The following is a 20,773-nucleotide window of genomic DNA, read 5'->3' as shown; positions in this document are numbered from 1 at the left end:
TCCGGGGACGGGGTGTCAGGGTGGGGAGGCGAGCGGACCGATCACGCCGGCCTGCACAAACTGCTGCAGCAGCGCAGCACCCGGTTCGGCCAGGGCGTCCTCGGCCAGCCCGTGCGCGCGGGCCAGCTGCCGCAGGTAGGCCTGTCCTTCCAGCCCGGGCTGTTCGCCAATGCTGGACAGCAGGTACACCGCCAACGGGCTGAGTTCGGCGAATCGCACTTCGCCGCCGGCGTCGCGGCGGACCAGCAGGCCGGTCGGTTCGGTCGGAGGCTGGGTCGGTGCATCGTCGGCACCCAGGCGGTGCACCGGCCACTGGTACAGCAGCGGCCAGGCCAGCGGCGAGCGCTGCAGCGGCACGTGCAGCGGATCGGCAGCGCCGGGTGCGGGAAGGGGATCGGCCTGCAGCTGGTACAGCGCGGTTTCCACCCACTCGTAATGGGCCAGTTCGGCCAGTGCCGGGTGCGGCAGCTGCGGCTGCACCTGCAGCCACTGCACGAATTCGGCGGCCAGTTCGGTGAACAGCGGCGTCTGGCAGCGATGGCTGGCGAAGTAGTGGCGCACCAGTGCGCTCCAAGCCGGTTGGCCGAGCAGGCGCACGCAGACCGGGAAGCCATTGCTCAGCAGGCCCAGCAGGTTGTTGAACAGCAGGTGCTGGTAGACCGCCACGCGGCGGGGATCCAGTCCGGCCGGCGCGGGGACCGCCTGCGGGTCGCGCAGGTGCGCGGTGAACGCGTGCTGCTGCGCGCGCAGGGTATCGGCGGCATCAGCCATGTGCAGCCCCGGCGTGGGTGGCCTGCAGACGGCGGATGGTCTGCAGTTCGCCCCGCAGTTCCGCATAGGGCGGGAAATTGAAATCGCGTTCGAGCAGGGTGGGGCGCGGGCCGATGCGTGCATAGGTACGCGCCAGCAGCTCCCAGACCGGATCGTTCACCGCGCTGCCATGGGTGTCGATCTTCAGGTCCGGTGCCTCGTCCAGGTGCCCGGCCACGTGCAGGCAGACGATGCGCTGCGCGGGCAGGCCGGCGATGAAGGCATCGGCATCGTAGCCGTGGTTGCAGGCGTTGACGTAGACATTGTTGACGTCCAGCAGCAGGTCGCAGTCGGCTTCGGCGAGCACCGCATTGGTGAACGCCAGTTCGTCCATCGCCGGTTCCGGCGCCAGGTAGTAGGACACGTTCTCCACCGCGATACGGCGGCCGAGCAGCTCCTGCACCCTGCGGATGCGCGCGGCGGTGTGGCGTACGGCTTCATCGGTGAACGGAATCGGCAGCAGGTCGTACAGGTGGCCGTCGTCGCTGCAGTAGCTCAGGTGCTCGCTGTACAGCGGTACCCGGTGTGTTTCCAGGAACTGCCCGACCTGTTCCAGCAGCTGGGTGTCCAGCGGGGCACTGCCGCCCAGCGACAGCGACAGGCCGTGGCAGCTCAGTGGATGGCGCTGCGCCAGTTCGGCCAGCGCATCACCGGCAGGTCCGCCGACATGGATCCAGTTCTCCGGCGCGCATTCGAGGAAGTCGAAGTCGCCTGCCGGGGCATCACGCAGATCCTGCAGCAGCGCCCGGCGCAGGCCCAGCCCTGCAGCCGCCGCACGAAGCGGCGACTGCGGGTGGACGAGGCGGGCGCCGACGTCAGTGCTTGCCACCGCACTTGCCTTCGCCACACTTGCCTTCGGCCGACTTCGTGGCGCCGGTCTTGGCCTTGGCACCGGCTGCACCTGCGGCCTTGCCCTTGTCGGCACCACACTTGCCTTCGCCGCTCTTGCCGTCGGCGCCACACTTGCCTTCGGCATGCTTGGTTGCGTCGGCGGCCATCTTGGTATCGGCGGCCTTGGCGTCGGTGCTGGCCTTGGCTGCCTGGCCGGCCACCAGGTAACCCTGGGCGAGGTCGCTCATGCTCAGGGCCGAGGCACTGGCGGTCATGCCCAGGCCGGCGGCCAGGGCGGTCGCGGTCAGCAGGGACAGGGTCTTGTTCGAACTGCTCATCGGTATTACTCCTGGGTGGTGGGCGGGTGCCCGGGGTGATTCGATGCTGCAGCGATCCTACTCAACGAATCCTCGCCGAGACCTCAAATTTTCGTGAGATCTGTTACAGAAGCATCCGCCAGGTCCGCACCGGGCAAGCCCGACGCCGACAAACCTGGGGAACACCGCAAAAAAAAGGCCGCTGTCACCAGGACAGCGGCCACCTTGGAGTCGACTCCGGTGTTGCAGTGCAGCGTCAGGGCTGGCCGGTGCTGGAGGTCTCGTCGCGCTTTTCGCGCGGCGGCAGCGGCTGCTCGCCGTGCACCAGGAACCACACGTTCTCGGCGATGTTGGTGGCGTGGTCGCCCACGCGCTCCAGGTTCTTGGCCATGAACAGCAGGTGCGTGCACGGGGTGATGTTGCGCGGGTCTTCCATCATGTAGGTCAGCAGCTCGCGGAACAGCGCGGTGTACTGCGCGTCCAGGCGGGCGTCGTCCTCGCGCAGTTCCAGCGCGGCGTCGGCGTCATTGTCGCGGTAGGCGGCAATGGCGCGGCGCACCTGCTGCGCGGCCAGGCGGCCCAGCGCACGCAGGCCCTGGATCTGCGGCAGCGGCGGCACCTTGCCCAGCGCGATCGAACGCTTGGCAACATTGGCCGCGTAGTCGCCGATGCGCTCGATGTCGGCCGGAATGCGCAGGCCGGCAAGGATCTCGCGCAGGTCGCGCGCCATCGGGCCGCGCAGGGCCAGGCGCATCACGTCATGGCTGATCTGCTGCTCCAGCGCATCGATGGCTTCGTCGTTGGCGATGATGCGATGGGCGGCATTCTCGTCGCGCTTCTCGATCACGTCCATCGACGCCTCGAGCTGGGCGACCGCCATCTCGCCCATGCGCACGATTTCGGCCACCAGCCGCTGCTGCTCTTCGTCGTAGCTCTTGACGATGTGGTCGTTGGGAAGGTTCATGGTCTGCAATCCGGGTAGAGCCAGGCCGTGCCTGGCTGGGACATGTGGCGAAGGATCAGCGTCGATCAGCCGAAACGACCGGTGATGTAGTCCTCGGTCTGCCGCTGCGACGGCTGCGAGAAGATCACTTCGGTGCGGTCGTGCTCGATCAGGTCGCCCAGGTACATGAAGGCGGTGTAGTCGGACACGCGCGCGGCCTGCTGCATGTTGTGGGTGACGATCACGATCGTGTACTCGTGCTTGAGCTCTTCCACCAGCTGCTCGATGCGGCTGGTCGAGATCGGGTCCAGCGCCGAGGTCGGCTCGTCAAGCAGCAGCACCGACGGGCGCAGCGCCACGGCACGGGCGATGCACAGGCGCTGCTGCTGGCCGCCGGACAGGCCCAGTGCGCTCTGCCCCAGCTTGTCCTTCACCTCGTCCCACAGCGCGCCCTGGCGCAGCGCCTGCTCGACGCGGTCGGCCATGTCGGCCTTGCTCAGCTTCTCGTGGTGGCGGATGCCGTAGGCCACGTTCTCGAAGATGGTCATCGGGAACGGCACCGGCTTCTGGAACACCATGCCGACCTTGCTGCGCAGGCGGTTCATCGGGTACTTCGGCGACAGGATGTTCTCGCCGTCCAGCAGCACTTCGCCGCGCGCCTCCAGCTTCGGGTACAGCGCGTAGATGCGGTTGAAGATGCGCAGCAGGGTCGACTTGCCGCAACCGGAGGGACCGATCAGCGCGGTGACGCGCTTTTCCGGGATCTCCAGGTTGATGCCCTTCAGGGCGTGGAACTTGTCGTAGTAGAAGTCCAGTCCACGCGCAGCCAGCTTCACCGGCGACGGCGTGTGCAGGCTCTCGTGCGAGGACGGCACGGCGATGCGCTGCATCGGCACGGCGTTGGAAAGGTCGTTCATGGCGTTATCCACGGAAAGGTCAGTCATGGGAGATACGGTTGCGCAGCAGGATGCCGCGGGCGGCAAGGCTGACCAGCAACACGAAGACAGTCAGCACCAGGGCACCGGCCCAGGCCAGCACCTGCCAGGATTCATACGGGCTGCCGGCGAACTGGTTCATCACCACCGGCACCGAGGCCATCGGCTGGAAGATGTTGTTGTTCCAGTACTGGTTGCCGAAGGCGGTGAACAGCAGCGGTGCGGTTTCGCCGGAGATGCGGGCCAGCGCCAGCAGGATGCCGGTGATGATGCCGGCCGAGGCACTGCGGTACAGCACCTGCACGATCACCTTCCACTGCGGGATGCCCAGCGACAGGGCCGCTTCGCGCATCTGCGAGGGCACCAGCCGCAGCATCTCGTCGGTGGTGCGCACCACCACCGGGAGCACGATGAAGGCCAGCGACAGGGCACCGGCGAACGCCGAGAAGTTGCCACCGGTCTGCATCACGTACAGGGTGTAGACGAACAGGCCGAGCACGATCGACGGCGCCGACAACAGGATGTCGTTGACGAAGCGGACCACGGTGCCGGCCTTGCGGGCGTTGCCGTACTCGGCCAGCCAGGTGCCGGCCAGCACGCCCAGCGGGGTACCGATGCCGATCGCCAGCGCACACATCACCGCGCTGCCGAAGAAGGCGTTGGCGAGGCCGCCTTCCTGCATCGGCGGCGGCGTCATCTTGGTGAACAGATCAAGATTGATGCCGGCCAGGCCCTTGGAGGCCAGGGTGAACAGGATCCAGCCCAGGAAGAACAGGCCGAACAGGGCGGTGGCGCAGGAGGCGGTGATGGCGATGACATTGCCGATGCGGCGGCGCAGGTACAGCGAATCAGCGGTGGTGGACATCAGTTGCCCTCCTTGCGGGACAGGCGCATCAGCATCAGGCGGGCGATGGCCAGCACCACGAAGGTGACGATGAAGAGGACGAAGCCGAGCAGCAGCAGGGCCGAGCGGTAGGTTTCAGTGGCTTCGCCGAAATCGTTGGCGATCAGCGCGGCGATGGTGGTGCCCGGCTCCAGCAGCGACGGCGACAGGCGCACGCTGTTGCCGATCACGAAGGCCACCGCCATCGTCTCGCCCAGGGCACGGCCGAGGCCGAGGAAGATGCCACCGATCACCGCCGAGCGGGTGTAGGGCAGCACGATGTCCCAGCTCACTTCCCACTTGGTGGAACCCAGCGCATAGGCCGATTCCTTCAGGCGGGTCGGCACGGTCAGGAACACTTCGCGCATCACCGAGGAAATGAACGGAATGACCATGATGGCCAGCACGAAACCGGCGGTGAGCATGCCGATGCCCAGCGGCGGGCCCTGGAACAGCGGACCGATGACCGGCCATTCGCCCAGGGTTTCGTTGAGGAACGGGGTGACGTACTCGGTCATCACCGGCACCAGCACGAACAGGCCCCACATGCCGTAGATGATGGAGGGAATGCCCGCCAGCAGCTCGATGGCGGTACCGACCGGGCCACGCAGCCAGCGCGGCGCGACTTCGGTGAGGAAGAACGCGATGCCGAAGCTGACCGGCACGGCAATGACCATCGCGATGACGGCGGTGACCAGGGTGCCGTAGATCGGCGCGAGCGCGCCGAACTTGTTTTCGACCGGGTTCCAGTCGGCCGAGAAGAAGAAGCTCAGGCCCTGCATCTGCAGGGCATGGCGGCCGCCCCACAGCATCGACAGCGCGGCGCAGGCCAGGGCGATCAGGACGAAGATGACGGTGCCGACCAGCACCCATCGGAACAGTTTGTCGTTGCGGGCATCACGCGCATCGCGCGTGGACGGGGCGGCTACAGGCTGGGCGATGGCATTCATGGGGACGGCAGGGCCAGGAAGGGGCGGGGCAGCATGGCGTGGAAGAAGCGGTGCCCGCGCGGGGCGGGCACCGTCGGGTCCATCACTTCAGGTCGGTCGCCCAGTAGGCCTCGATCTGCTTGACCAGTTCGGCCGGCAGCGGCACGTAGTGCAGCTCGTTGGCCTGGGCCTGGCCGTTCTCGAAGGCCCACTTGAAGAAGGCCAGGGTGTCCTGGTTGCGCTTGGCGTCCTTCGGCTTCTTCTGCATCAGCATGAAGTTGGTGGCGGTGATCGGCCACGCCTGCTCGCCCGGTGCGTTGGTGATGACCAGGTTGAAGTCCTTGGCGCTGGCCCAGTCGGCGCTGGCGGCCGCTGCGGCAAAGGTTTCCGCGCTCGGCTCGACCCAGTTGCCGGCGGCGTTCTGCATGGCGGTGTACGGCATGCCGTTCTGCAGCGCGTAGGCCAGCTCGACATAGCCGATCGAGCCCTTGATCTGCTTCACGTAGGACGCGACGCCTTCATTGCCCTTGCCACCGACGCCGTCCGGCCACTGCACCGAGGTGCCTTCGCCGACCTTGCTCTTCCACTCTGGGCTGACCTTGGACAGGTAGTTGGAGAAGTTGAAGGTGGTGCCCGAACCGTCCGAACGGTGGACCAGGGTGATCTTGCCGTCCGGCAGCTTCACGCCAGGGTTGGCAGCGACGATGGCCGGGTCGTTCCAGGTCTTGACCTTGCCCAGGAAGATGTCGGCCAGCAGGGCGCCGCTCAGGCGCAGCTTGCCGCCTTCCAGACCGTCGATGTTGACCACCGGCACCACGCCGCCGATGGCCGACGGGAACTGCGCCAGGCCGGCCTGGGCCAGCTCTTCACTGCTCAGCGGCTTGTCGGAGGAACCGAAGTCGACGGTGCCGGCCTTGATCTGGGCGATGCCGCCGCCGGAGCCGATCGACTGGTAGTTGATCTTGGCGCCGGTGCTGGCGTTGTAGTCGGCCGACCACTTGGAGACCAGCGGGAAGATGAAGGAGGCGCCCGCACCGGACACTTCGGCGGTCACCTTGGCACCGGCGGCGGCCGGGGCAGCGGCACCGTCGGCCGCCGGCTGCTGCGCGGCCTGCTTGTCGCCACCGCAGGCCGACAGGCCCAGGGCGATGGCCAGGGAAAGGGCGGCAAGGCCGGCCGAGTGCAGTTTCATGGTCACTCCATAGCGGGGTAGAGCCGACGGCGTCGGCGGATGCGGCTATGAAATGATGTTTTTGTTACAGCCGTATTACGCGCATGACAGAGGTGTCCTGGATCACGTTCCGACAAGGGTTTCACAGGGTGGGCGCCGATCTGGCAGGGGCCCGGTGACCCCGGATCTGCGCACCGATAGCACCGGCCGGTGCAAGGTAGCGCCGAGCGTGGGTTCGGCGCTACAGAGGCAGGTGCACCCCCGGAAACAAGAAGAGCGCGAGATCTCGAGGATCTCGCGCCCGGTTGGGGCCGGCGGGGGAGAGAGGACCCGCCGGCCCCGTTCCTGCGGGGGAACGTGCTTACTTCAGGTTCTGCGACCAGTAGGTCTCGATCTGGCGGACCAGGCTGTCCGGCAGCGGCACGTAGTCCAGCTGGCGGGCCTGGGCGTCGCCGCTCTTGTAGACCCAGCGGAAGAACTCCTGGGTGGCCTTGCCGTTGGCAGCATTCTTCGGCTTCTTGTGCACCAGGATGAAGTTGGTGGCGGTGATCGGCCAGGACTCGGCGCCCGGGGCGTTGGTCATCACCAGGTAGAAGTCCTTGGCGTTGGCCCAGTCGGCGCTGGCGGCGGCGGCAGCGAACGACGCGTCGCTCGGCTGCACGAACCTGCCAGCGGCGTTCTTCATCGCGGTGTACGACAGCTTGTTCTGCAGCGCGTAGGACAGTTCGACGTAGCCGATGCCGCCCTTGATCTGCTTCACGTAGGCAGCAACGCCTTCGTTGCCCTTGCCGCCGATGCCGGCCGGCCACTGGACCGAGGTGCCTTCACCGACCGAGCTCTTCCACTCCGGGCTGACCTTGGACAGGTAGTTGACGAAGTTGAAGGTGGTGCCCGAACCATCCGAGCGGTGCACGACGGTGATCTTCGCGCTCGGCAGGGTCACGCCCGGGTTCAGCGCGGCGATGGCCGGGTCGTTCCAGGTCTTGATCTTGCCCAGGAAGATGTTGGCCAGCACGGTGCCGTCCAGCTTCAGTGCGCCCGGGGCGACGCCGGCCACGTTGACCACCGGCACCACGCCGCCGATCACCGACGGGAACTGTGCCAGGCCCGAAGCGGCCAGCTCTTCCGGCTTCAGCGGCGCGTCGGAGGAGCCGAAATCAACGGTCTTGGCCTTGATCTGCGCAATGCCGCCGCCGGAACCGATCGACTGGTAGTTGACCTTGTTGCTGGTGGCGGCGTTGTAGTCGGCCGACCACTTCGACATCACCGGGTAGATGAACGAGGCGCCCGCGCCGGTGATTTCAGCGGCGTTGGCGGCGAACACGGACGACGCTGCGAAGACGGCAACGGCAACGCGCGACTTGAAGGCGTGGATCACGGGGTGGCTCCTGGGTTGATTGGGATGCGGGGTTACCCGCCCGGCGCACATTCCATAACGGTTCGATGACAGCGCCGGGACCGTTGTATGACGCATCCGTTACAGCGCATCCCGGCAGCCCTGCACCGCCCGGCGAGCGCGCGGGCGGACGGCGCCGCTGCGCAGCGTGCAGCGGTTCAACCTCATTCCCTGGCTCCCCAGGGAACGCGTGCCGGGGGGCGTGGCCGGGCCGGCGCGTGCACTGCCATGGATTCATCACGCCCGCGGCCGCAACCGATCGGCCCGCAGGGAAAGGCAAATGAGTCGTACGCATGACCGCAGGAAGAAATCTGTGTTGGTGCGCACTCTGTCATTCGGTTGTCATGGTTTTAACGGAACGTTCGCAAAACGCTTGACCGGCCTGCCGGCGTGGCGTTCTGCCCAAGCCATTCCAACCCTCTGGAGAAATCCAAAATGCGTTCCCATTTGCTCGCCGCCGCGGTCGTTGCAAGCCTCGGTCTGGTTTCCGCCGACGCCTTCGCAGCCCCTGCCAGCACGGGCGTATCCCAGGCACAGCTGCAGCAGCTGCAGGCACAGATCGCCGCGCTGCAGGCCCAGGTCCAGCAGTTGCAGAACGATTCGCAGGCGCTGCAGGCGCAGTCCGACGCGCAGTCTGAAGTGAACATCACCCAGGCACAGGCCCTGGAGGGTGCGCAGAAGACCCAGACCAGCGTCGACAAGCTGGTCAAGCTGGTCAATGACAACAAGATCGGCGGTCGCATGTTCTTCGACCTGACCAACATCGACAAGACCAGCAACGGCAAGGACACCGCCGCCAGCGGCACCGGCCTGGACGTCAAGCGCTTCTACCTGACCGTCGACCACAAGTTCAACGACATCTGGTCGGCCAACCTGACCACCGACTTCCAGTACAGCTCGGCCATCGGCAACACCGAACTGTTCGTCAAGAAGGCCTACGTGCAGGGCAGCTTCGACCCGGCCTTCAACCTGCGCGTCGGTGCCGCCGACATGCCGTGGATCCCGTACGTCGAGAAGTTCTACGGCATGCGTTATGTCGAGAACACGCTGACCGACCGCCTGAAGTACGGCAACTCGTCCGACTGGGGCCTGCATGGCTTCGGCAACCTGGGCAACAACTTCAACTACGCCGTGTCGGTCGTGTCCGGCGCCGGCTACAAGAACCCGACCCGCAGCAAGGGCATGGACGTGGAAGGCCGCGTGGCCTACACCCCGAACGAGAACTTCGTGGTGGCCGTGGGTGGCTACAGCGGCAAGCTGGGCAAGGAAACCGACATCCAGAGCGCCGAGAACACCTACACCCGCGCCAACGCGATGGTGGCCTACGCCGACAGCGACTTCCGCGTCGGCGGCGAGTACTTCCAGGCCAAGAACCTCAACAACGTGATGACCGTTGCCACCGACAAGTCCAGCGGCTGGTCGGTGTGGGGCAGCGTGCGCGTCACCGACGGCGGTATCAACGTGTTCGGTCGCTACGATGACACCGACGTCAGCAAGACCCTGGACCCGACCCTGAGCGACAAGTACTGGAACGTGGGCGTCGAGTTCCCGGTCATGAAGAACCTGAAGCTGTCGACCGTGTACAAGTACACGCACCTGGCCAACGCCGGCGACAAGAAGAACGACAAGACCAAGGAATTCGGCGTGTGGGGCGATCTGTCGTTCTGATCTCCTGAAGCACCCTTGTCCATGCACGCGGACGGCGGGCCTTGTGCCCGCCGTCTTCGTTTCGTCACAACACAATCCGGGTCACGCTTCGGCCTGCGTCTTTTCCTTGAACCGGCACAGGTCGGCGATCACGCAGCCCGGGCAATCCGGCTTGCGCGCCTTGCACACATAACGGCCGTGCAGGATCAGCCAGTGATGCGCGTCGAGCAGGAACTCGGCCGGAATCACCTTCACCAGCGTATCTTCCACCTCGCGCACGTTCTTGCCGGGGGCCAGGCCGGTACGGTTGGAGACGCGGAAGATATGCGTATCCACCGCCATCACCGGCTCGCCGAATGCGGTGTTGAGGACCACGTTGGCGGTCTTGCGGCCCACACCGGGCAGCGCTTCCAGCGCTTCGCGGTCGCGCGGCACTTCGCCGCCGTACTTCTGCAACAGGATCGCGCAGGTGGCGATCACGTTCTTCGCCTTGGCGTTGAACAAGCCGATGGTGGAGATGTACGGCTTCAGGCCATCCTCGCCGAGCGCCAGGATCTTCGCCGGGGTGTTGGCGACCGGGAACAGGCGACGCGTGGCCTTGTTGACGCCGACGTCGGTCGCCTGCGCCGACAGCGCCACCGCCACCAGCAGCTCGAACGGCGAGCTGTACTCCAGTTCGGTTCTGGGGTGCGGGTTGAGCTCGCGCAGGCGGGTGAACATTTCCACCACGTCGGCGCGCGGCATGCGGCCGCCGCGCCGCGCCGGTGCGCGGGCCGTCTTCTTCACGGTGGCCATTACGGCTCCTTGCCGGTGGCGCGGGCCTTGGCCCGGGCGAGGATCGCGGCGGCCGCAGCGGGCAGGGCGGGCTTCACGTCCGGCGCCGGGGCCGGGGTGCGACGCGCATCGCGCTCGGCCTCGCGCCGGGCCAAGCGCACCGTGCGGGCGCGGTAGCGTTCGCGTGCGGCCCAGGCCGCCTGCAGCTGCTGCTGGGCCTGGCACAGGCGCTGCGGAAGGTCCGGATGACCGGGGAGCAGTTGGTCGTCGCCGGCACGGGCGACATAGTCCATCAGCCCGGCCTGCAGGGCGCCGTCGAGATCGTCTGCCTGGACCCGGGCGAACAGCTGCGCGGGGTTGGGTCGGGATGCCATGGCGTCAGCGGTTCTGGAACGCCGGCGGACGGCGCTGCAGGAACGCGCTGGTGCCTTCGCGCATGTCCTCGGTGGCAAACAGCAGGCCGAACTGCGCGCTTTCATACTCCAACCCGGCTTCCAGGCTGCATTCGCCGCCCACGTGCACCGCATCGAGCAGCCCACGCAGGGCCAGCGGCGCCGAGCGTGCCAGCTGTCGGGCAATGTCCTGAACGCGGTTGTCCAGCGCGTCGGCGGGCACGACTTCGTTGACGATGCCCAGTTCCAGCGCACGCGCGGCGTCGATCGGCGCCCCCAGCAGGCACAGCTCCAGGGTGGCGGCGCGGCCGCACAGGCGCAGCAGGCGCTGGCTGCCGCCGAAGCCGGGGATCAGGCCGAGGTTGATTTCCGGTTGGCCGACCTTGGCGGTATCGGCGGCGATGCGCAGGTGGCAGGCCATCGCCAGTTCCAGGCCGCCGCCCAGCGCAAACCCGTTCACGCGCGCGACGACCGGCTTGGGCATCCGCTCGATCTGGCGCATCAGGGCCTGGCCCAGCAGTGAGAAATCACGTCCCTGAACGGCACTGAGGGTATTCATCTCGGCGATGTCCGCCCCGGCCACGAAGGCCTTCGGGCCGGCCCCGGTCAACACCACCACGCGCACCTGTGGATCGGCAGCGGCCTCGCCGAAGGCGTCGGCCAGGGCCTGCAGGGTGGCGGCGTTGAGGGCGTTGAGCTTGTCCGGGCGCTGGACGGTCACGGTGCGGATGGCGCCGTCGTCGGTGACAGCGATCAGGGCATCGGGCACGGGGAAACTCCTGGAACGTTAAAAAAAAGTGATATTGAACTCTGCAAACGCAGACGGGTCATAGCCTGCATCGTGAGTGGCGGTTACACGTTGCGCCCGTTATCCTAACCCGTCGCCTCAGGGCGGCGCAGAACGTCCCTGAGTTACCACCCCTGGAGAACTGTTTGATGAAGTTGCGTTCTATCGCGGTCGCCGTCGCGGCCCTGGCCCTGACGGGCAATGCCTTCGCCCAGGACGTCTCGTCCGAAAAGGGCAAGCTGAGCTACTACTTCGGTTACGACTACGGCAACAACCTGGCGGAGCTGACCGGTCGTGGTGAGCAGCTGGACATCAACTCGGTGGTGAAGGGCCTGCAGGATGCCTACGCCAAGAAGCAGCCGGCGATCACCGCCGAGCAGCTGAAGCCGGCCGTTGAAGCGTTCCAGAAGCGCGAGCAGGGCCGTGCCCAGGCTGCCAAGGCCGAGTACGAAAAGGCGGCTGCCGAAAACAAGACCAAGAGCGATCAGTTCATCGCGGCGAACAAGGCCAAGGCCGGCGTGCAGTCCCTGCCGAGCGGCGTCCAGTACCGCGTGATCGAAGCCGGCAAGGGTGCCAAGCCGACCCAGGCCAGCACCGTGCAGCTGGAAGTGGCCGGTCCGTTCCCGTACGGCCAGCGCCCGACCGAAGCCCGCCCGGCCCAGCAGATCCCGTCGATCAAGGTCAGCGAAGTCGAAATGAAGGCCATGCGCGAGACCCTGCTGCAGATGCCGGCCGGTTCGAAGTGGGAAGTCACCCTGCCGCCGGACCAGGCCTACGGTGCCGACCCGCGCACCCCGTTCCCGCCGAACGTGGCTGTGCAGTTCGAGATCAAGCTGGTCAGCGTCAAGTAAATCAAAGCAGCAGACGAAACGCGCCGGTGGTTCCACCGGCGCGTTTCTGTTTGCGCAGTGCGCTGCGTGCCGCATCATCGCGCGCAAATTCAGCCCGATCGCGCTACTGTTGCCGGGTGCAAACAATGGAAGAATCGGCGCGTGTTGTCGCAAGTCCCTGCATCGGAGTGTGCACGCTGGATCCGCACCGGCAATGCACCGGCTGCGCGCGGCATATCGATGAGATCGCGCGGTGGTCGTCGATGAGCAACGAGGAACGCAGTCGCATCCTGCATCGCGTGCAGCCCCTGCGCCAGCAACTGCAGCAGTCGCTGCGCGGTTCGCTGGCCGACCACGAACGGCTGATGCGCGCGCTGCACCCGCTGGCCGAACCGCCGGTCGGCGACGGCTGGAACCGCAGCGAGCTGATCGACCTGCTGCCGCCCGGGCCGCCAGTGGAAGCGGCAGTGCTGGCCGGCATCGTGCCGCGTGCCAACGGTGCGCAGGTGATCCTCACCCGTCGCACCGAAACCCTGCGCACGCACGGGGGCCAGGTCGGATTCCCCGGCGGCCGCACCGAGCCTGACGACCGCGACGCGCTGGCGGCCGCACTGCGCGAGAGCCAGGAAGAAATCGCATTGGCGCCCGGCCAGGTGCAGGCGCTGGGGTATCTCGATCCTTTCGTGACGATCACCGGCTACCGGGTCACGCCGGTGGTGGCGGTGGTCGATCCGGATTTCGTGCCGGTGCCGCAGCCCAGTGAGGTGGCCGAGGTGTTCGAGGTGCCACTGGATTATCTGATGGCGCCCGACAGCCTGCGCCAGGTCGAAATCACCCATCGCGGCCGGGTTCGACACGTCCTGGAGTATGGCTGGCCGGGCCAGCGCATCTGGGGCGCGACCGCCGCCATTCTCTACAACCTGCGTCGCCGCCTGGAGCAAGTGCAATGAAGCCGATCGATCCGCCGTGGACCCCCCTGGTCGATGTCGCCACCCTGGTCGCCGCGCTGGGTGACGGCGTGCGCGTGGTCGATGCGCGCGCCACCGCCAGCACTGCCGTGCGCGTGGTGGATGCGCGGGCCTCGCTGGCCGACCCGCAGGCGGGAAGCAGCCAGTATTTGGCCGGCCATATCCCGGGTGCGGTGCATGCCGATCTGAATCGTGACCTGTCCGATCTGTCGCGCGTCGGCCACGGTCGCCATCCACTGCCGGACAGCGATGCCTTTGCCGCGAAGCTCGGCCAGTGGGGTATCGGTCCTGACACCCAGGTGGTGGTCTACGACGGCAGCGATGGCAGCATGGCCGCCGCGCGCCTGTGGTGGCTGCTGCGCCTGATCGGGCACACCCGGGTGGCCGTGCTCGATGGCGGCATCGCCGCGTGGCAGGCCGCCGGTCACGCGCTGGCGAGCGGGCCGGCTGAAGTGACGGCGTTACCTGCCTACCCGGGCCGTTTCGACACCACGCAGATCGCCAACGCTGATGAAATCAGTGCACGGCTGAAGCACGCGCCGGGCTGGCTGGTCGATGCCCGCGCAGGCGAACGCTTCCGCGGTGAAGTCGAGCCGCTGGACCCGGTGGCCGGGCATGTGCCGGGCGCAGTCAATCGCCCGTTTGCGCTGAACGTGCTCGACGGCCGCCTGCGCGACCCACAGGCGCTGCGCGCCGAACTGCAGGGCGTGATCGGCAATCGCGATCCGCAGCAGGTGGTGCTGATGTGCGGCTCGGGCGTGACCGCCTGCCACCTGCTGCTGGCGATGGAAACGGCCGGCCTCTCCGGCGCACGCATCTATGCCGATTCCTGGAGCGGCTGGGTGAGCGACAGCAGCCGTCCGGTGGCGACCGGCGCCTGAGCCGCGCGGGGTCGGATCCGTTTTCCAACGGAGAACGGTTCTGACCCCATCAACCGAAAATCGGGTCAGAGCCCGTTGCGTAGCAACGGGATCCGACCCCGTGTCGATTCGAAGGATCGCGGAGAACTGTCGAAGGCGGGGTGGGGCCGGTTGCGGGGGCGTGAGCCGCATGGATGCGGCGACCGAGCTTACATGGGTGAGGGCGCTTTGCTTGCGAAGCACTGCTTCGCAAGCGCCCGAACGCCCAGCCGCCAGCGGCTGGGCCGGGCCCCGGAGGGGGACTTGCAGCGGCCCCCGCAACCGGAGCCACCCCGCCATCCCTCGGAATGCCAGCTCTTGACGTTGACGTTGCTTCTGCGGGTGTAGGGCGCAGCCCTGCCACTTACCCAACCGGCTGCAGCGGCACCTTGGCCAGCACCCGCGCCCACGGGAACAGCGGCCCCGGGTCGCGCTTGCGCGCCACCGTCAGTGCCGCGTCATCGCTGGCCGGCACCTGCTCCAGGTCCAGCTGGTCATGCCCGGCAATCCGCTGCAGCGACGGATAGCGCACCACCAGCGCCTGCAGCAGCCGCTCCAGCGCTTCCAGCTGCGCCTCGGTGTAGGCCTCGTCCATCGCCTGGTGACGGCTGTCGAACCAGTGCGGGTAGCGCCCGGTATTGACCAGCTCGATGCCCAGCGTATGCGCGTTCATGCCGCGCACGTGGTGGGCCACGCGTTCGGGCGCAACGTACTGCACCACGCTGCCATCGCGGTCGATGTAGAAGTGCCCGCTGTTGCCGGCACCGCTGTCATACAGCACGCGCTCGCCGTACTCGCGGGCGGTCGCCAGATCGGGCAGCTCGGTGCAGTGGATCACCACCATCTCCAGCGTGGCCGGATCGCGCAGCGGCAGTCGGTCGTGGTAGGGCAGGGGCTGCAACTGCAGGCCGGGCAGGAGCGGGTTGGGCATCCGGCGATGCTAGCATTGCGGCATGAACCTGCCTTCTCTTTCCTGGTTGGCCCGCGCCCACGGAGCGCGCGCATGAGCCGCGGTCACTGCATCCTGTCCCATGGCTTCGAGAGCGGTCCGGAGGCAACCAAGGTCACCGCGCTGGCCGAGGTGGCGCAACGCCTGGGCTGGACCCACGAGCGCCCCGACTACACCGACCTGGACGCGATGAGCGAGGTCAGCCGGGTGGGCGACGTGCCGACCCGCCTGCGTCGCCTGGTTGAACGCGCCGCCATCGCTGCCCGGCAGGGGCCGGTGGTGCTGGCCGGCTCCAGCCTGGGCGCCTACATCTCCGCCATCGCCTCGTTGCAGGTACCGGTCGCTGGCCTGTTCCTGATGGTGCCGCCGACCACGATGGGCCCGATGCCGGCGCTGGACGCCGCCGCCGTGCCGACCACCGTGGTCCAGGCCTGGCATGACGATGTGGTTCCGGCCGCCGGAGTGATCGCCTGGGCGCAGGCGCGTTCCGCGCAGCTGCTGCTGGTCGACGATGGGCACCGCCTCGAGCGCCACGTGGAGGCCTCCGCGCAGGCCTTCGAGCGCCTGCTGCGGCAACTGTGAAGCCCGGGCGCACAGCGCGCCCGCCCGCATTGACTACAATGGCACCCCCGCCGCCCCCGGCGCGGGCCTGCCGGCCGTGCCTACGGCCCTCCTTTCCGACCGGCCCGGCCCCTGTGCCGCGCCCGACCACCTGCGAACCGATCCCGTGAAATTCTTCGTCTCCTGCGCCAAGGGCCTGGAATACCTGCTTGCCGATGAACTGTCGGCCCTGGGCCTTGGCAAGGCCACCGCCACCATTGCCGGCGTCAACGCCGAGGGCGAACTGGCGCAGGCGCTGCGGATCGTGATGTGGTCGCGCCTGGCCAGCCGCGTGCTGTGGCCGATCGACGAGTTCGAGTGCCCGGACGAGCAGGCCCTGTATGACGGCGTGCGCGCGCTGCCGTGGCACGAGCACATCACGCCGGAGATGACCCTGGCGGTGGACGCGCATGTGTCCGGCGACAAGATCACCCACGCGCGCTTTGCCGCGCAGCGGATCAAGGATGCCATCGTCGACCGCATGCGCGATGAAGGCCTGGAGCGGCCCTCGGTCAACACCGATCTGCCCGACGTGCGCGTCAACCTGTCGCTGCGCAAGGGCCGCGCCTCGCTGTCGATCGACCTCGGTGGCGGCCCGCTGCATCGCCGGGGCTGGCGCGGTGCCGCCCACGAGGCGCCGCTGAAGGAAAACCTGGCCGCTGCGCTGCTGCTGCGCGCGCAATGGCCGCGCCTGCATGCCGCCGGTGGTGGCCTGCTGGACCCGATGTGTGGCAGCGGCACGCTGCTGATCGAAGGCGCACTGATGGCCGCCGATGTTGCCCCTGGCCTGATGCGCCATGGCAGCTTGCCGCCCAGCCGCTGGCTGGGCTTCGACAAGGCGGCCTGGAAGTCCATCCAGAGCGAAGCACGTGAGCGTGAAGCGGCCGGCCTGGCCGCGCTGAAGCCGGTCATCCACGGCAGCGACATCGACCCGGCCGCGATCCAGGCGGCCCGTGAGAATGCAGAGGTCGCCGGCGTCGCCCACGCGATCCGCTTCACCCGCGCCGATGTCGCCGACCTGGCCGCGCCGGAACAGGAGATCGGTGCGGTGGTCTGCAACCCACCGTACGACGAGCGCCTGGCCGCCGATCCGGCGTTGTACCGCGCACTGGGCAGTGCCTTGCAGAAAGCGGTGCCGCAGTGGCGCGCCAGCCTGCTGTGTGGCAACGACGAACTGGCCTTTGCGACCGGCCTGCGCGCCAGCAAGAAGTACCAGATGTTCAACGGTGCGCTGGAATGCGCGCTGATCGTCTGCGATCCGATTGCCGTGCCGGGCCGTGATCCGGCCCAGCCGCGCGAGCTGAGCGAAGGCGCGCAGATGGTGGCCAACCGGCTGCGCAAGAACCTGAAGAAGTTCAAGAGCTGGCGTGCCCGCGAGGACATCACCTGCTTCCGCGCCTACGACGCCGACCTGCCGGAGTACGCGGCGGCCATCGATGTCTACGAGGAAGACGGGGGCAGGCGGCGCACCTTCCTGCATGTGCAGGAATACGCGGCACCGGCGGCGATTCCCGAGAACGACGTGCGCCGCCGCCGCAACGAGTTGCTGGCCGCCGCGCGCGAAGTTTTCGGCGTGCCACCGGAACAGGTGTCGATGAAGTCGCGCGAGCGCGGCAAGGGCGGCAGCAAGTACGGCCGCTTCGAGCAGCGTGACGAGTTCATCGTGGTGCGCGAGAACCATGCACTGCTGCAGGTGAACCTGTTCGACTACCTGGACACCGGCCTGTTCCTCGACCACCGTCCGCTGCGCCGGATGATGGCCGAGCAGGTGCGCGGCAAGCGTTTCCTCAACCTGTTCTGCTATACCGGCGTGGCCAGCGTGCAGGCCGCCGTGGCCGGTGCCGCCAGCACCACCAGCGTCGACCTGTCGGCAACCTACCTGCAGTGGTGCTACGACAACCTGGCGTTGAACGGGCAGGGCGGCAACCAGCACCTGCTGGTGCAGGCCGATGCGATGGCCTGGCTGGAGGGCGACCGTGGCCAGTACGACGTGATCTTCTGTGATCCGCCGACCTTCTCCAACTCCGCCCGCGCCGACGATTTCGACGTGCAGCGCGAACAGGTGAAGCTGCTGCGGGCGGCCGTGGCGCGGCTGGCACCGGGTGGCGTGCTGTACTTCTCCAACAACTTCCGCCGCTTCAAGCTGGAAGAAAATGCGATCGCCGAATTCGCCCAGTGCCGCGAGATCACCGCACGCACCCTCGGCCCGGATTTCGAACGCAACGCGCGCATCCACCGCGCGTGGGAACTGAAGCGGTTGGGGTGATGCGACGCCCGGGGTCCGAGCCCTTGTGCTGCACGCAAGGGCTCCGACCCCGGTGGCTCTGCTACAGCACCGCCACCAGCAGCCCGGCCACCGGCAGCACGATCGCCAGCGGCGCGATCCAGTTCGGCCGGTACGGGTACAGCCCGAACGACAGCGCCACGCCGCCCAGTGTCATCGTGCCCAGCCACAGCACCGGGCCCATCGCCCAGCCGTGGTCGGCCACGCACACCGCGAACGCCGCCGTCAGCAGCGTCCAGCCCAGCAGCCGCCATTGCGTGCGCCGTGCCAGCGTGGCCGCGGCCTTGCCGTGCAGGTCGTGCTGGTGCCTTTCCATCGCCAGCGACAGGGCGGTGAACGCCGAGAACGACAGGGTCAGCGCCAGCAGCATCATGCGCGGGCTCCCGCTTCCGTCGCGTCCACGGGTGCCTTCGACACAGCGGCGGTGGCCGCGCGCTTCTTCTTCTCGGCCGCACTCAACGGTGGCGTCCAGCGCTGCATGCGCCAGCCACACAGGGCCAGCATCGCGCCGAACGCGAGCATCGACAGATCAAAGCCGGCCAGTGCCCAGTCGCCGTTGCGCAGGGTCACGCCGAGGTGGGCGTGCGTGGTCATTGCATTGATGACCGGCACCAGCGCGAATGCGGCCGCACCCAGATACAGCTGCCAGGCCCACATCATCCGCTTCGGCCAGAGGAAGGCGGCCAGCAGCGCGCCGCCCCAGGCGCAGAAGAACACGTTGGCCTCCGCGCTGGAGCGTTCGGCAATGTCCAGCGGCAGCAGGCGATTGCCCCAGAAATAGGCCGCGAACGCGATCGGCAGGCCCGCCACGGTGCCGATGTTCAGCGCATCGACCAGGCGCAGGCCAAAGCCGGTGCGTCCACTCTTGGCGTGCTTCGGCCGTTCCTTCACCGCCCACAGCACCACGCCACTGGCCACCATCAGGCAGCCGACCAGGCCGGACAGGAAGAACAGGGCACGCAGGCCCCAATCGGCGAAGCGCGCCAGGTGCAGGCCGTACAGCACGCCGCGGGTCGCCGTGGCACCGCCGGAAGGCGGCGTTTCCGCCAGCAGCGTGCCGTTGACCATGTCGTAGCGCACGGCCGGGGTATCGGTGGACAGGCGCTTGCCGTCGCGTTGGCGGATGTCGATCACCGCATTGGCCGCCCCCGGGTTGGACACGGTGAAGCCGGCCACTTCCACGCCACGCCAGTGCGCACGTGCGCTGTCCAGCAGCTGTGCGATCGGCAGCGGCGCGGCGCGTCCTTCGGCCGGTGCAGTCACCTCCGGCATGCCACCGAAGGCCTCGCTGAAGAACGCGTCCTCGTCCTGCGGGTAGGCCGCCTTCACTCCCCACGGCAGGTACATGACCATCAGGGTGACGATGCCGGTATAAGTGATCATGGCGTGGTAAGGCAGCGCCATCACCGCACTGACGTTGTGGAAATCCAGCCAGGAACGCAGGCCCTTGTCCTTGCGGAAGGTGAAGAAGTCCTTGAAGATTTTCTTGTGGGTGATGACGCCGGTGATGATCGCCACCAGCATGAACATCGCGCAGAAGCCGACCAGGTAGCGCGCCCACAGCACCGGGATGTAGTGCAGGTCGAAGTGCAGGCGGTAGAAGAAGTCACCGCCGCGGGTTTCGCGGGCTTTCAGCGCCTGGCCACTGTTCGGGTCCAGCGTGGCTTCGCCGAAACCACCGCGACGGCCACGACTGGGGTCGGCCTGCTCCGGCGGCAGCCGCCAGAACATCTGCATGGCCGGGTTGCGCGGCTGCGGCAGGGTAACGAACCAGTTCCCGGCCTGGGCCGCGTTGACCTGCAGGTAGTCGACGGCGCGCTGCGCGGCGACGTCGATGCTGACGTTGCTGGAGGGCAGCTCCGGGCGCATCCAGCGGCTGATTTCCTCGCGGTAGTAACTGGCGGTGCCGGCCATGAAGATCAGCAGCAGCAACCAGCCGACCAGCAGGCCGGTCCAGGTGTGCAACCAGGCCATCGATTGGCGGAATCCGTTCTTCATGCCCAGGCCCCCAGCAGCCGGGCGACGGCCGCCATCAGCAACGCCGGCGCCAGGATGCCGGCCCAGGCGCGCAGCGCGCTGCGCGTGGCAAACGCCCACAGCGCCGCGCAGGCGGCCACCAGGATGGCCAGCAGCATGCCGGTCAGCACGGCCTGGCCGCGGGGGCCGGGCAATGCCACCGCGCAGAACACGCTGGTGGCCGAAGCCAGTGCGTAGCCGCCGAAGATCGCGGCCAGCGAGCGTGACAGCACGCCCCAGCGGGGATTGGAGAACAAGGGGCGGGCGGTTGCGGGCGAGCGGTCCACGGCGTTCCTGAAGATGGAAGGGAGGAGGGAACGCGTCCGCGGCCCCCGTGCGCCCTGCGCATGTTGCCGAGCGAGGTTCCGTCAACGAAGCACTGCCCGCGCCGGCGGGCAGTCTGGGCGGGAGG

22 protein-coding genes are annotated in these 20,773 nt (G+C 67.7%); 6 read left to right on the top strand and 16 right to left on the bottom strand.

The features are described 5' to 3' along the window. Window positions 1-15: 15 nt before the first annotated feature. The 9 genes from BLS66_RS12315 to pstS (BLS66_RS12275) form a co-directional block, all read right to left on the bottom strand. Window positions 16-771, bottom strand: a complete 756-nt coding sequence (locus BLS66_RS12315) for an HvfC family RiPP maturation protein (RefSeq protein ID WP_074725959.1) — start codon at window positions 769-771, stop codon at window positions 16-18. Further along, window positions 764-1,639 carry an HvfB family MNIO-type RiPP peptide maturase gene (locus BLS66_RS12310; protein ID WP_074725958.1) on the bottom strand — a complete coding sequence of 292 codons (876 nt, stop codon included), beginning with the start codon at window positions 1,637-1,639 and terminating at the stop codon, window positions 764-766. The genes BLS66_RS12315 and BLS66_RS12310 overlap by 8 nt, the downstream gene beginning before the upstream one ends. Then, window positions 1,626-1,979, bottom strand: a complete 354-nt coding sequence (locus tag BLS66_RS12305; protein WP_074725957.1) for an HvfA family oxazolone/thioamide-modified RiPP metallophore — start codon at window positions 1,977-1,979, stop codon at window positions 1,626-1,628. The genes BLS66_RS12310 and BLS66_RS12305 overlap by 14 nt, the downstream gene beginning before the upstream one ends. Before the next feature lie 235 nt (window positions 1,980-2,214). Then, window positions 2,215-2,922 carry a phosphate signaling complex protein PhoU gene (gene phoU / locus BLS66_RS12300; protein WP_005408787.1) on the bottom strand — a complete coding sequence of 236 codons (708 nt, stop codon included), beginning with the start codon at window positions 2,920-2,922 and terminating at the stop codon, window positions 2,215-2,217. A 65-nt stretch (window positions 2,923-2,987) separates the two neighbouring features. Then, the gene (pstB, locus tag BLS66_RS12295) at window positions 2,988-3,818 is read right to left on the bottom strand and encodes a phosphate ABC transporter ATP-binding protein PstB (protein ID WP_005408788.1); all 831 of its coding nucleotides are present in this window, start codon (window positions 3,816-3,818) and stop codon (window positions 2,988-2,990) included. Between the two features lie 19 nt (window positions 3,819-3,837). Continuing rightward, complete coding sequence (gene pstA, locus BLS66_RS12290) at window positions 3,838-4,701, bottom strand: phosphate ABC transporter permease PstA (RefSeq protein ID WP_049466993.1); 864 nt, start codon at window positions 4,699-4,701, stop codon at window positions 3,838-3,840. Next, entirely contained in the window at window positions 4,701-5,669 is a 969-nt protein-coding gene (gene pstC / locus BLS66_RS12285; RefSeq protein WP_049466991.1) for a phosphate ABC transporter permease subunit PstC, read from the bottom strand. Before pstC ends, pstA begins: the two co-directional genes overlap by 1 nt. A gap of 82 nt (window positions 5,670-5,751) precedes the next feature. After that, window positions 5,752-6,840 (bottom strand): phosphate ABC transporter substrate-binding protein PstS, encoded by a 1,089-nt coding sequence (gene pstS / locus BLS66_RS12280; RefSeq protein WP_057493509.1) that lies wholly within the window; start codon window positions 6,838-6,840, stop codon window positions 5,752-5,754. A gap of 340 nt (window positions 6,841-7,180) precedes the next feature. Continuing rightward, on the bottom strand, window positions 7,181-8,197 hold the full coding sequence (gene pstS, locus BLS66_RS12275) for a phosphate ABC transporter substrate-binding protein PstS (protein WP_057493508.1): 1,017 nt from the start codon (window positions 8,195-8,197) through the stop codon (window positions 7,181-7,183). 453 nt (window positions 8,198-8,650) lie between these two features. Between pstS (BLS66_RS12275) and BLS66_RS12270 the strand changes: the two genes are divergently transcribed. Next, window positions 8,651-9,883, top strand: a complete 1,233-nt coding sequence (locus tag BLS66_RS12270; RefSeq protein ID WP_074725956.1) for a porin — start codon at window positions 8,651-8,653, stop codon at window positions 9,881-9,883. 81 nt (window positions 9,884-9,964) lie between these two features. Here BLS66_RS12270 and nth read toward each other — a convergent pair whose 3' ends face one another. The 3 genes from nth to BLS66_RS12255 are packed head-to-tail and all read right to left on the bottom strand — an operon-like array spanning window position 9,965 to window position 11,797. Next, window positions 9,965-10,657 (bottom strand): endonuclease III, encoded by a 693-nt coding sequence (nth, locus tag BLS66_RS12265; RefSeq protein ID WP_057493507.1) that lies wholly within the window; start codon window positions 10,655-10,657, stop codon window positions 9,965-9,967. Then, complete coding sequence (locus tag BLS66_RS12260) at window positions 10,657-11,010, bottom strand: hypothetical protein (RefSeq protein ID WP_057493506.1); 354 nt, start codon at window positions 11,008-11,010, stop codon at window positions 10,657-10,659. The genes nth and BLS66_RS12260 overlap by 1 nt, the downstream gene beginning before the upstream one ends. A gap of 4 nt (window positions 11,011-11,014) precedes the next feature. Further along, window positions 11,015-11,797, bottom strand: coding sequence for an enoyl-CoA hydratase/isomerase family protein (locus BLS66_RS12255; RefSeq protein ID WP_074725955.1), 783 nt, complete (start codon window positions 11,795-11,797; stop codon window positions 11,015-11,017). Between the two features lie 167 nt (window positions 11,798-11,964). Here BLS66_RS12255 and BLS66_RS12250 point away from each other — a divergent pair, with 167 nt between their 5' ends. The 3 genes from BLS66_RS12250 to BLS66_RS12240 all read left to right on the top strand — a co-directional run bounded on the left by BLS66_RS12250 (window position 11,965) and on the right by BLS66_RS12240 (window position 14,494). After that, window positions 11,965-12,666, top strand: coding sequence for an FKBP-type peptidyl-prolyl cis-trans isomerase N-terminal domain-containing protein (locus BLS66_RS12250; RefSeq protein WP_005408797.1), 702 nt, complete (start codon window positions 11,965-11,967; stop codon window positions 12,664-12,666). A gap of 125 nt (window positions 12,667-12,791) precedes the next feature. Continuing rightward, window positions 12,792-13,595, top strand: a complete 804-nt coding sequence (locus BLS66_RS12245) for a CoA pyrophosphatase (RefSeq protein ID WP_053463531.1) — start codon at window positions 12,792-12,794, stop codon at window positions 13,593-13,595. Next, window positions 13,592-14,494: a sulfurtransferase gene (locus BLS66_RS12240; protein WP_074725954.1), complete on the top strand. Its 903-nt coding sequence runs from the start codon at window positions 13,592-13,594 to the stop codon at window positions 14,492-14,494. Before BLS66_RS12245 ends, BLS66_RS12240 begins: the two co-directional genes overlap by 4 nt. A gap of 382 nt (window positions 14,495-14,876) precedes the next feature. On the opposite strand, the gene BLS66_RS12235 is transcribed toward BLS66_RS12240, so the two are convergent. Then, the gene (locus BLS66_RS12235) at window positions 14,877-15,443 is read right to left on the bottom strand and encodes an N-acetylmuramoyl-L-alanine amidase (RefSeq protein WP_049469548.1); all 567 of its coding nucleotides are present in this window, start codon (window positions 15,441-15,443) and stop codon (window positions 14,877-14,879) included. Between the two features lie 72 nt (window positions 15,444-15,515). On the opposite strand from BLS66_RS12235, the gene BLS66_RS12230 reads away from it, so the two are divergent. Both BLS66_RS12230 and rlmKL read left to right on the top strand, forming a co-directional pair. Continuing rightward, window positions 15,516-16,043 carry an alpha/beta hydrolase gene (locus BLS66_RS12230; RefSeq protein WP_024958728.1) on the top strand — a complete coding sequence of 176 codons (528 nt, stop codon included), beginning with the start codon at window positions 15,516-15,518 and terminating at the stop codon, window positions 16,041-16,043. Window positions 16,044-16,188: 145 nt separating this feature from the next. Next, window positions 16,189-18,327 carry a bifunctional 23S rRNA (guanine(2069)-N(7))-methyltransferase RlmK/23S rRNA (guanine(2445)-N(2))-methyltransferase RlmL gene (gene rlmKL / locus BLS66_RS12225; protein ID WP_074725953.1) on the top strand — a complete coding sequence of 713 codons (2,139 nt, stop codon included), beginning with the start codon at window positions 16,189-16,191 and terminating at the stop codon, window positions 18,325-18,327. Between the two features lie 61 nt (window positions 18,328-18,388). Here rlmKL and BLS66_RS12220 read toward each other — a convergent pair whose 3' ends face one another. Genes BLS66_RS12220 through BLS66_RS12210 form a run of 3 tightly spaced genes read right to left on the bottom strand, consistent with a single transcriptional unit; the run spans window position 18,389 to window position 20,648 of the window. Then, window positions 18,389-18,718 (bottom strand): DUF3325 domain-containing protein, encoded by a 330-nt coding sequence (locus BLS66_RS12220; protein ID WP_049469543.1) that lies wholly within the window; start codon window positions 18,716-18,718, stop codon window positions 18,389-18,391. Continuing rightward, window positions 18,715-20,343 carry a PepSY-associated TM helix domain-containing protein gene (locus BLS66_RS12215; protein WP_074725952.1) on the bottom strand — a complete coding sequence of 543 codons (1,629 nt, stop codon included), beginning with the start codon at window positions 20,341-20,343 and terminating at the stop codon, window positions 18,715-18,717. Before BLS66_RS12215 ends, BLS66_RS12220 begins: the two co-directional genes overlap by 4 nt. Then, window positions 20,340-20,648: a DUF3649 domain-containing protein gene (locus BLS66_RS12210; protein ID WP_049469538.1), complete on the bottom strand. Its 309-nt coding sequence runs from the start codon at window positions 20,646-20,648 to the stop codon at window positions 20,340-20,342. The genes BLS66_RS12215 and BLS66_RS12210 overlap by 4 nt, the downstream gene beginning before the upstream one ends. Window positions 20,649-20,773: the final 125 nt, after the last annotated feature.

Source organism: Stenotrophomonas pavanii, assembly GCF_900101175.1.
Taxonomy (GTDB): domain Bacteria; phylum Pseudomonadota; class Gammaproteobacteria; order Xanthomonadales; family Xanthomonadaceae; genus Stenotrophomonas; species Stenotrophomonas pavanii.
Note: the sequence above shows the minus strand (reverse complement) of the source record. Positions and strands in the feature narration are given on the sequence as shown.

Bases quoted from the DNA above. Each gene is read 5' to 3' on its own strand.
- BLS66_RS12315 (WP_074725959.1), bottom strand. From the start codon at position 771: ATGGCTGATGCCGCCGATACCCTGCGCGCGCAGCAGCACGCGTTCACC.
- BLS66_RS12305 (WP_074725957.1), bottom strand. From the start codon at position 1,979: ATGAGCAGTTCGAACAAGACCCTGTCCCTGCTGACCGCGACCGCCCTG.
- phoU (WP_005408787.1), bottom strand. From the start codon at position 2,922: ATGAACCTTCCCAACGACCACATCGTCAAGAGCTACGACGAAGAGCAG.
- pstB (WP_005408788.1), bottom strand. From the start codon at position 3,818: ATGAACGACCTTTCCAACGCCGTGCCGATGCAGCGCATCGCCGTGCCG.
- pstA (WP_049466993.1), bottom strand. From the start codon at position 4,701: ATGTCCACCACCGCTGATTCGCTGTACCTGCGCCGCCGCATCGGCAAT.
- pstC (WP_049466991.1), bottom strand. From the start codon at position 5,669: ATGAATGCCATCGCCCAGCCTGTAGCCGCCCCGTCCACGCGCGATGCG.
- pstS (WP_057493509.1), bottom strand. From the start codon at position 6,840: ATGAAACTGCACTCGGCCGGCCTTGCCGCCCTTTCCCTGGCCATCGCC.
- BLS66_RS12270 (WP_074725956.1), top strand. From the start codon at position 8,651: ATGCGTTCCCATTTGCTCGCCGCCGCGGTCGTTGCAAGCCTCGGTCTG.
- nth (WP_057493507.1), bottom strand. From the start codon at position 10,657: ATGGCCACCGTGAAGAAGACGGCCCGCGCACCGGCGCGGCGCGGCGGC.
- BLS66_RS12260 (WP_057493506.1), bottom strand. From the start codon at position 11,010: ATGGCATCCCGACCCAACCCCGCGCAGCTGTTCGCCCGGGTCCAGGCA.
- BLS66_RS12250 (WP_005408797.1), top strand. From the start codon at position 11,965: ATGAAGTTGCGTTCTATCGCGGTCGCCGTCGCGGCCCTGGCCCTGACG.
- BLS66_RS12245 (WP_053463531.1), top strand. From the start codon at position 12,792: ATGGAAGAATCGGCGCGTGTTGTCGCAAGTCCCTGCATCGGAGTGTGC.
- BLS66_RS12240 (WP_074725954.1), top strand. From the start codon at position 13,592: ATGAAGCCGATCGATCCGCCGTGGACCCCCCTGGTCGATGTCGCCACC.
- BLS66_RS12235 (WP_049469548.1), bottom strand. From the start codon at position 15,443: ATGCCCAACCCGCTCCTGCCCGGCCTGCAGTTGCAGCCCCTGCCCTAC.
- BLS66_RS12230 (WP_024958728.1), top strand. From the start codon at position 15,516: ATGAGCCGCGGTCACTGCATCCTGTCCCATGGCTTCGAGAGCGGTCCG.
- BLS66_RS12220 (WP_049469543.1), bottom strand. From the start codon at position 18,718: ATGATGCTGCTGGCGCTGACCCTGTCGTTCTCGGCGTTCACCGCCCTG.
- BLS66_RS12215 (WP_074725952.1), bottom strand. From the start codon at position 20,343: ATGAAGAACGGATTCCGCCAATCGATGGCCTGGTTGCACACCTGGACC.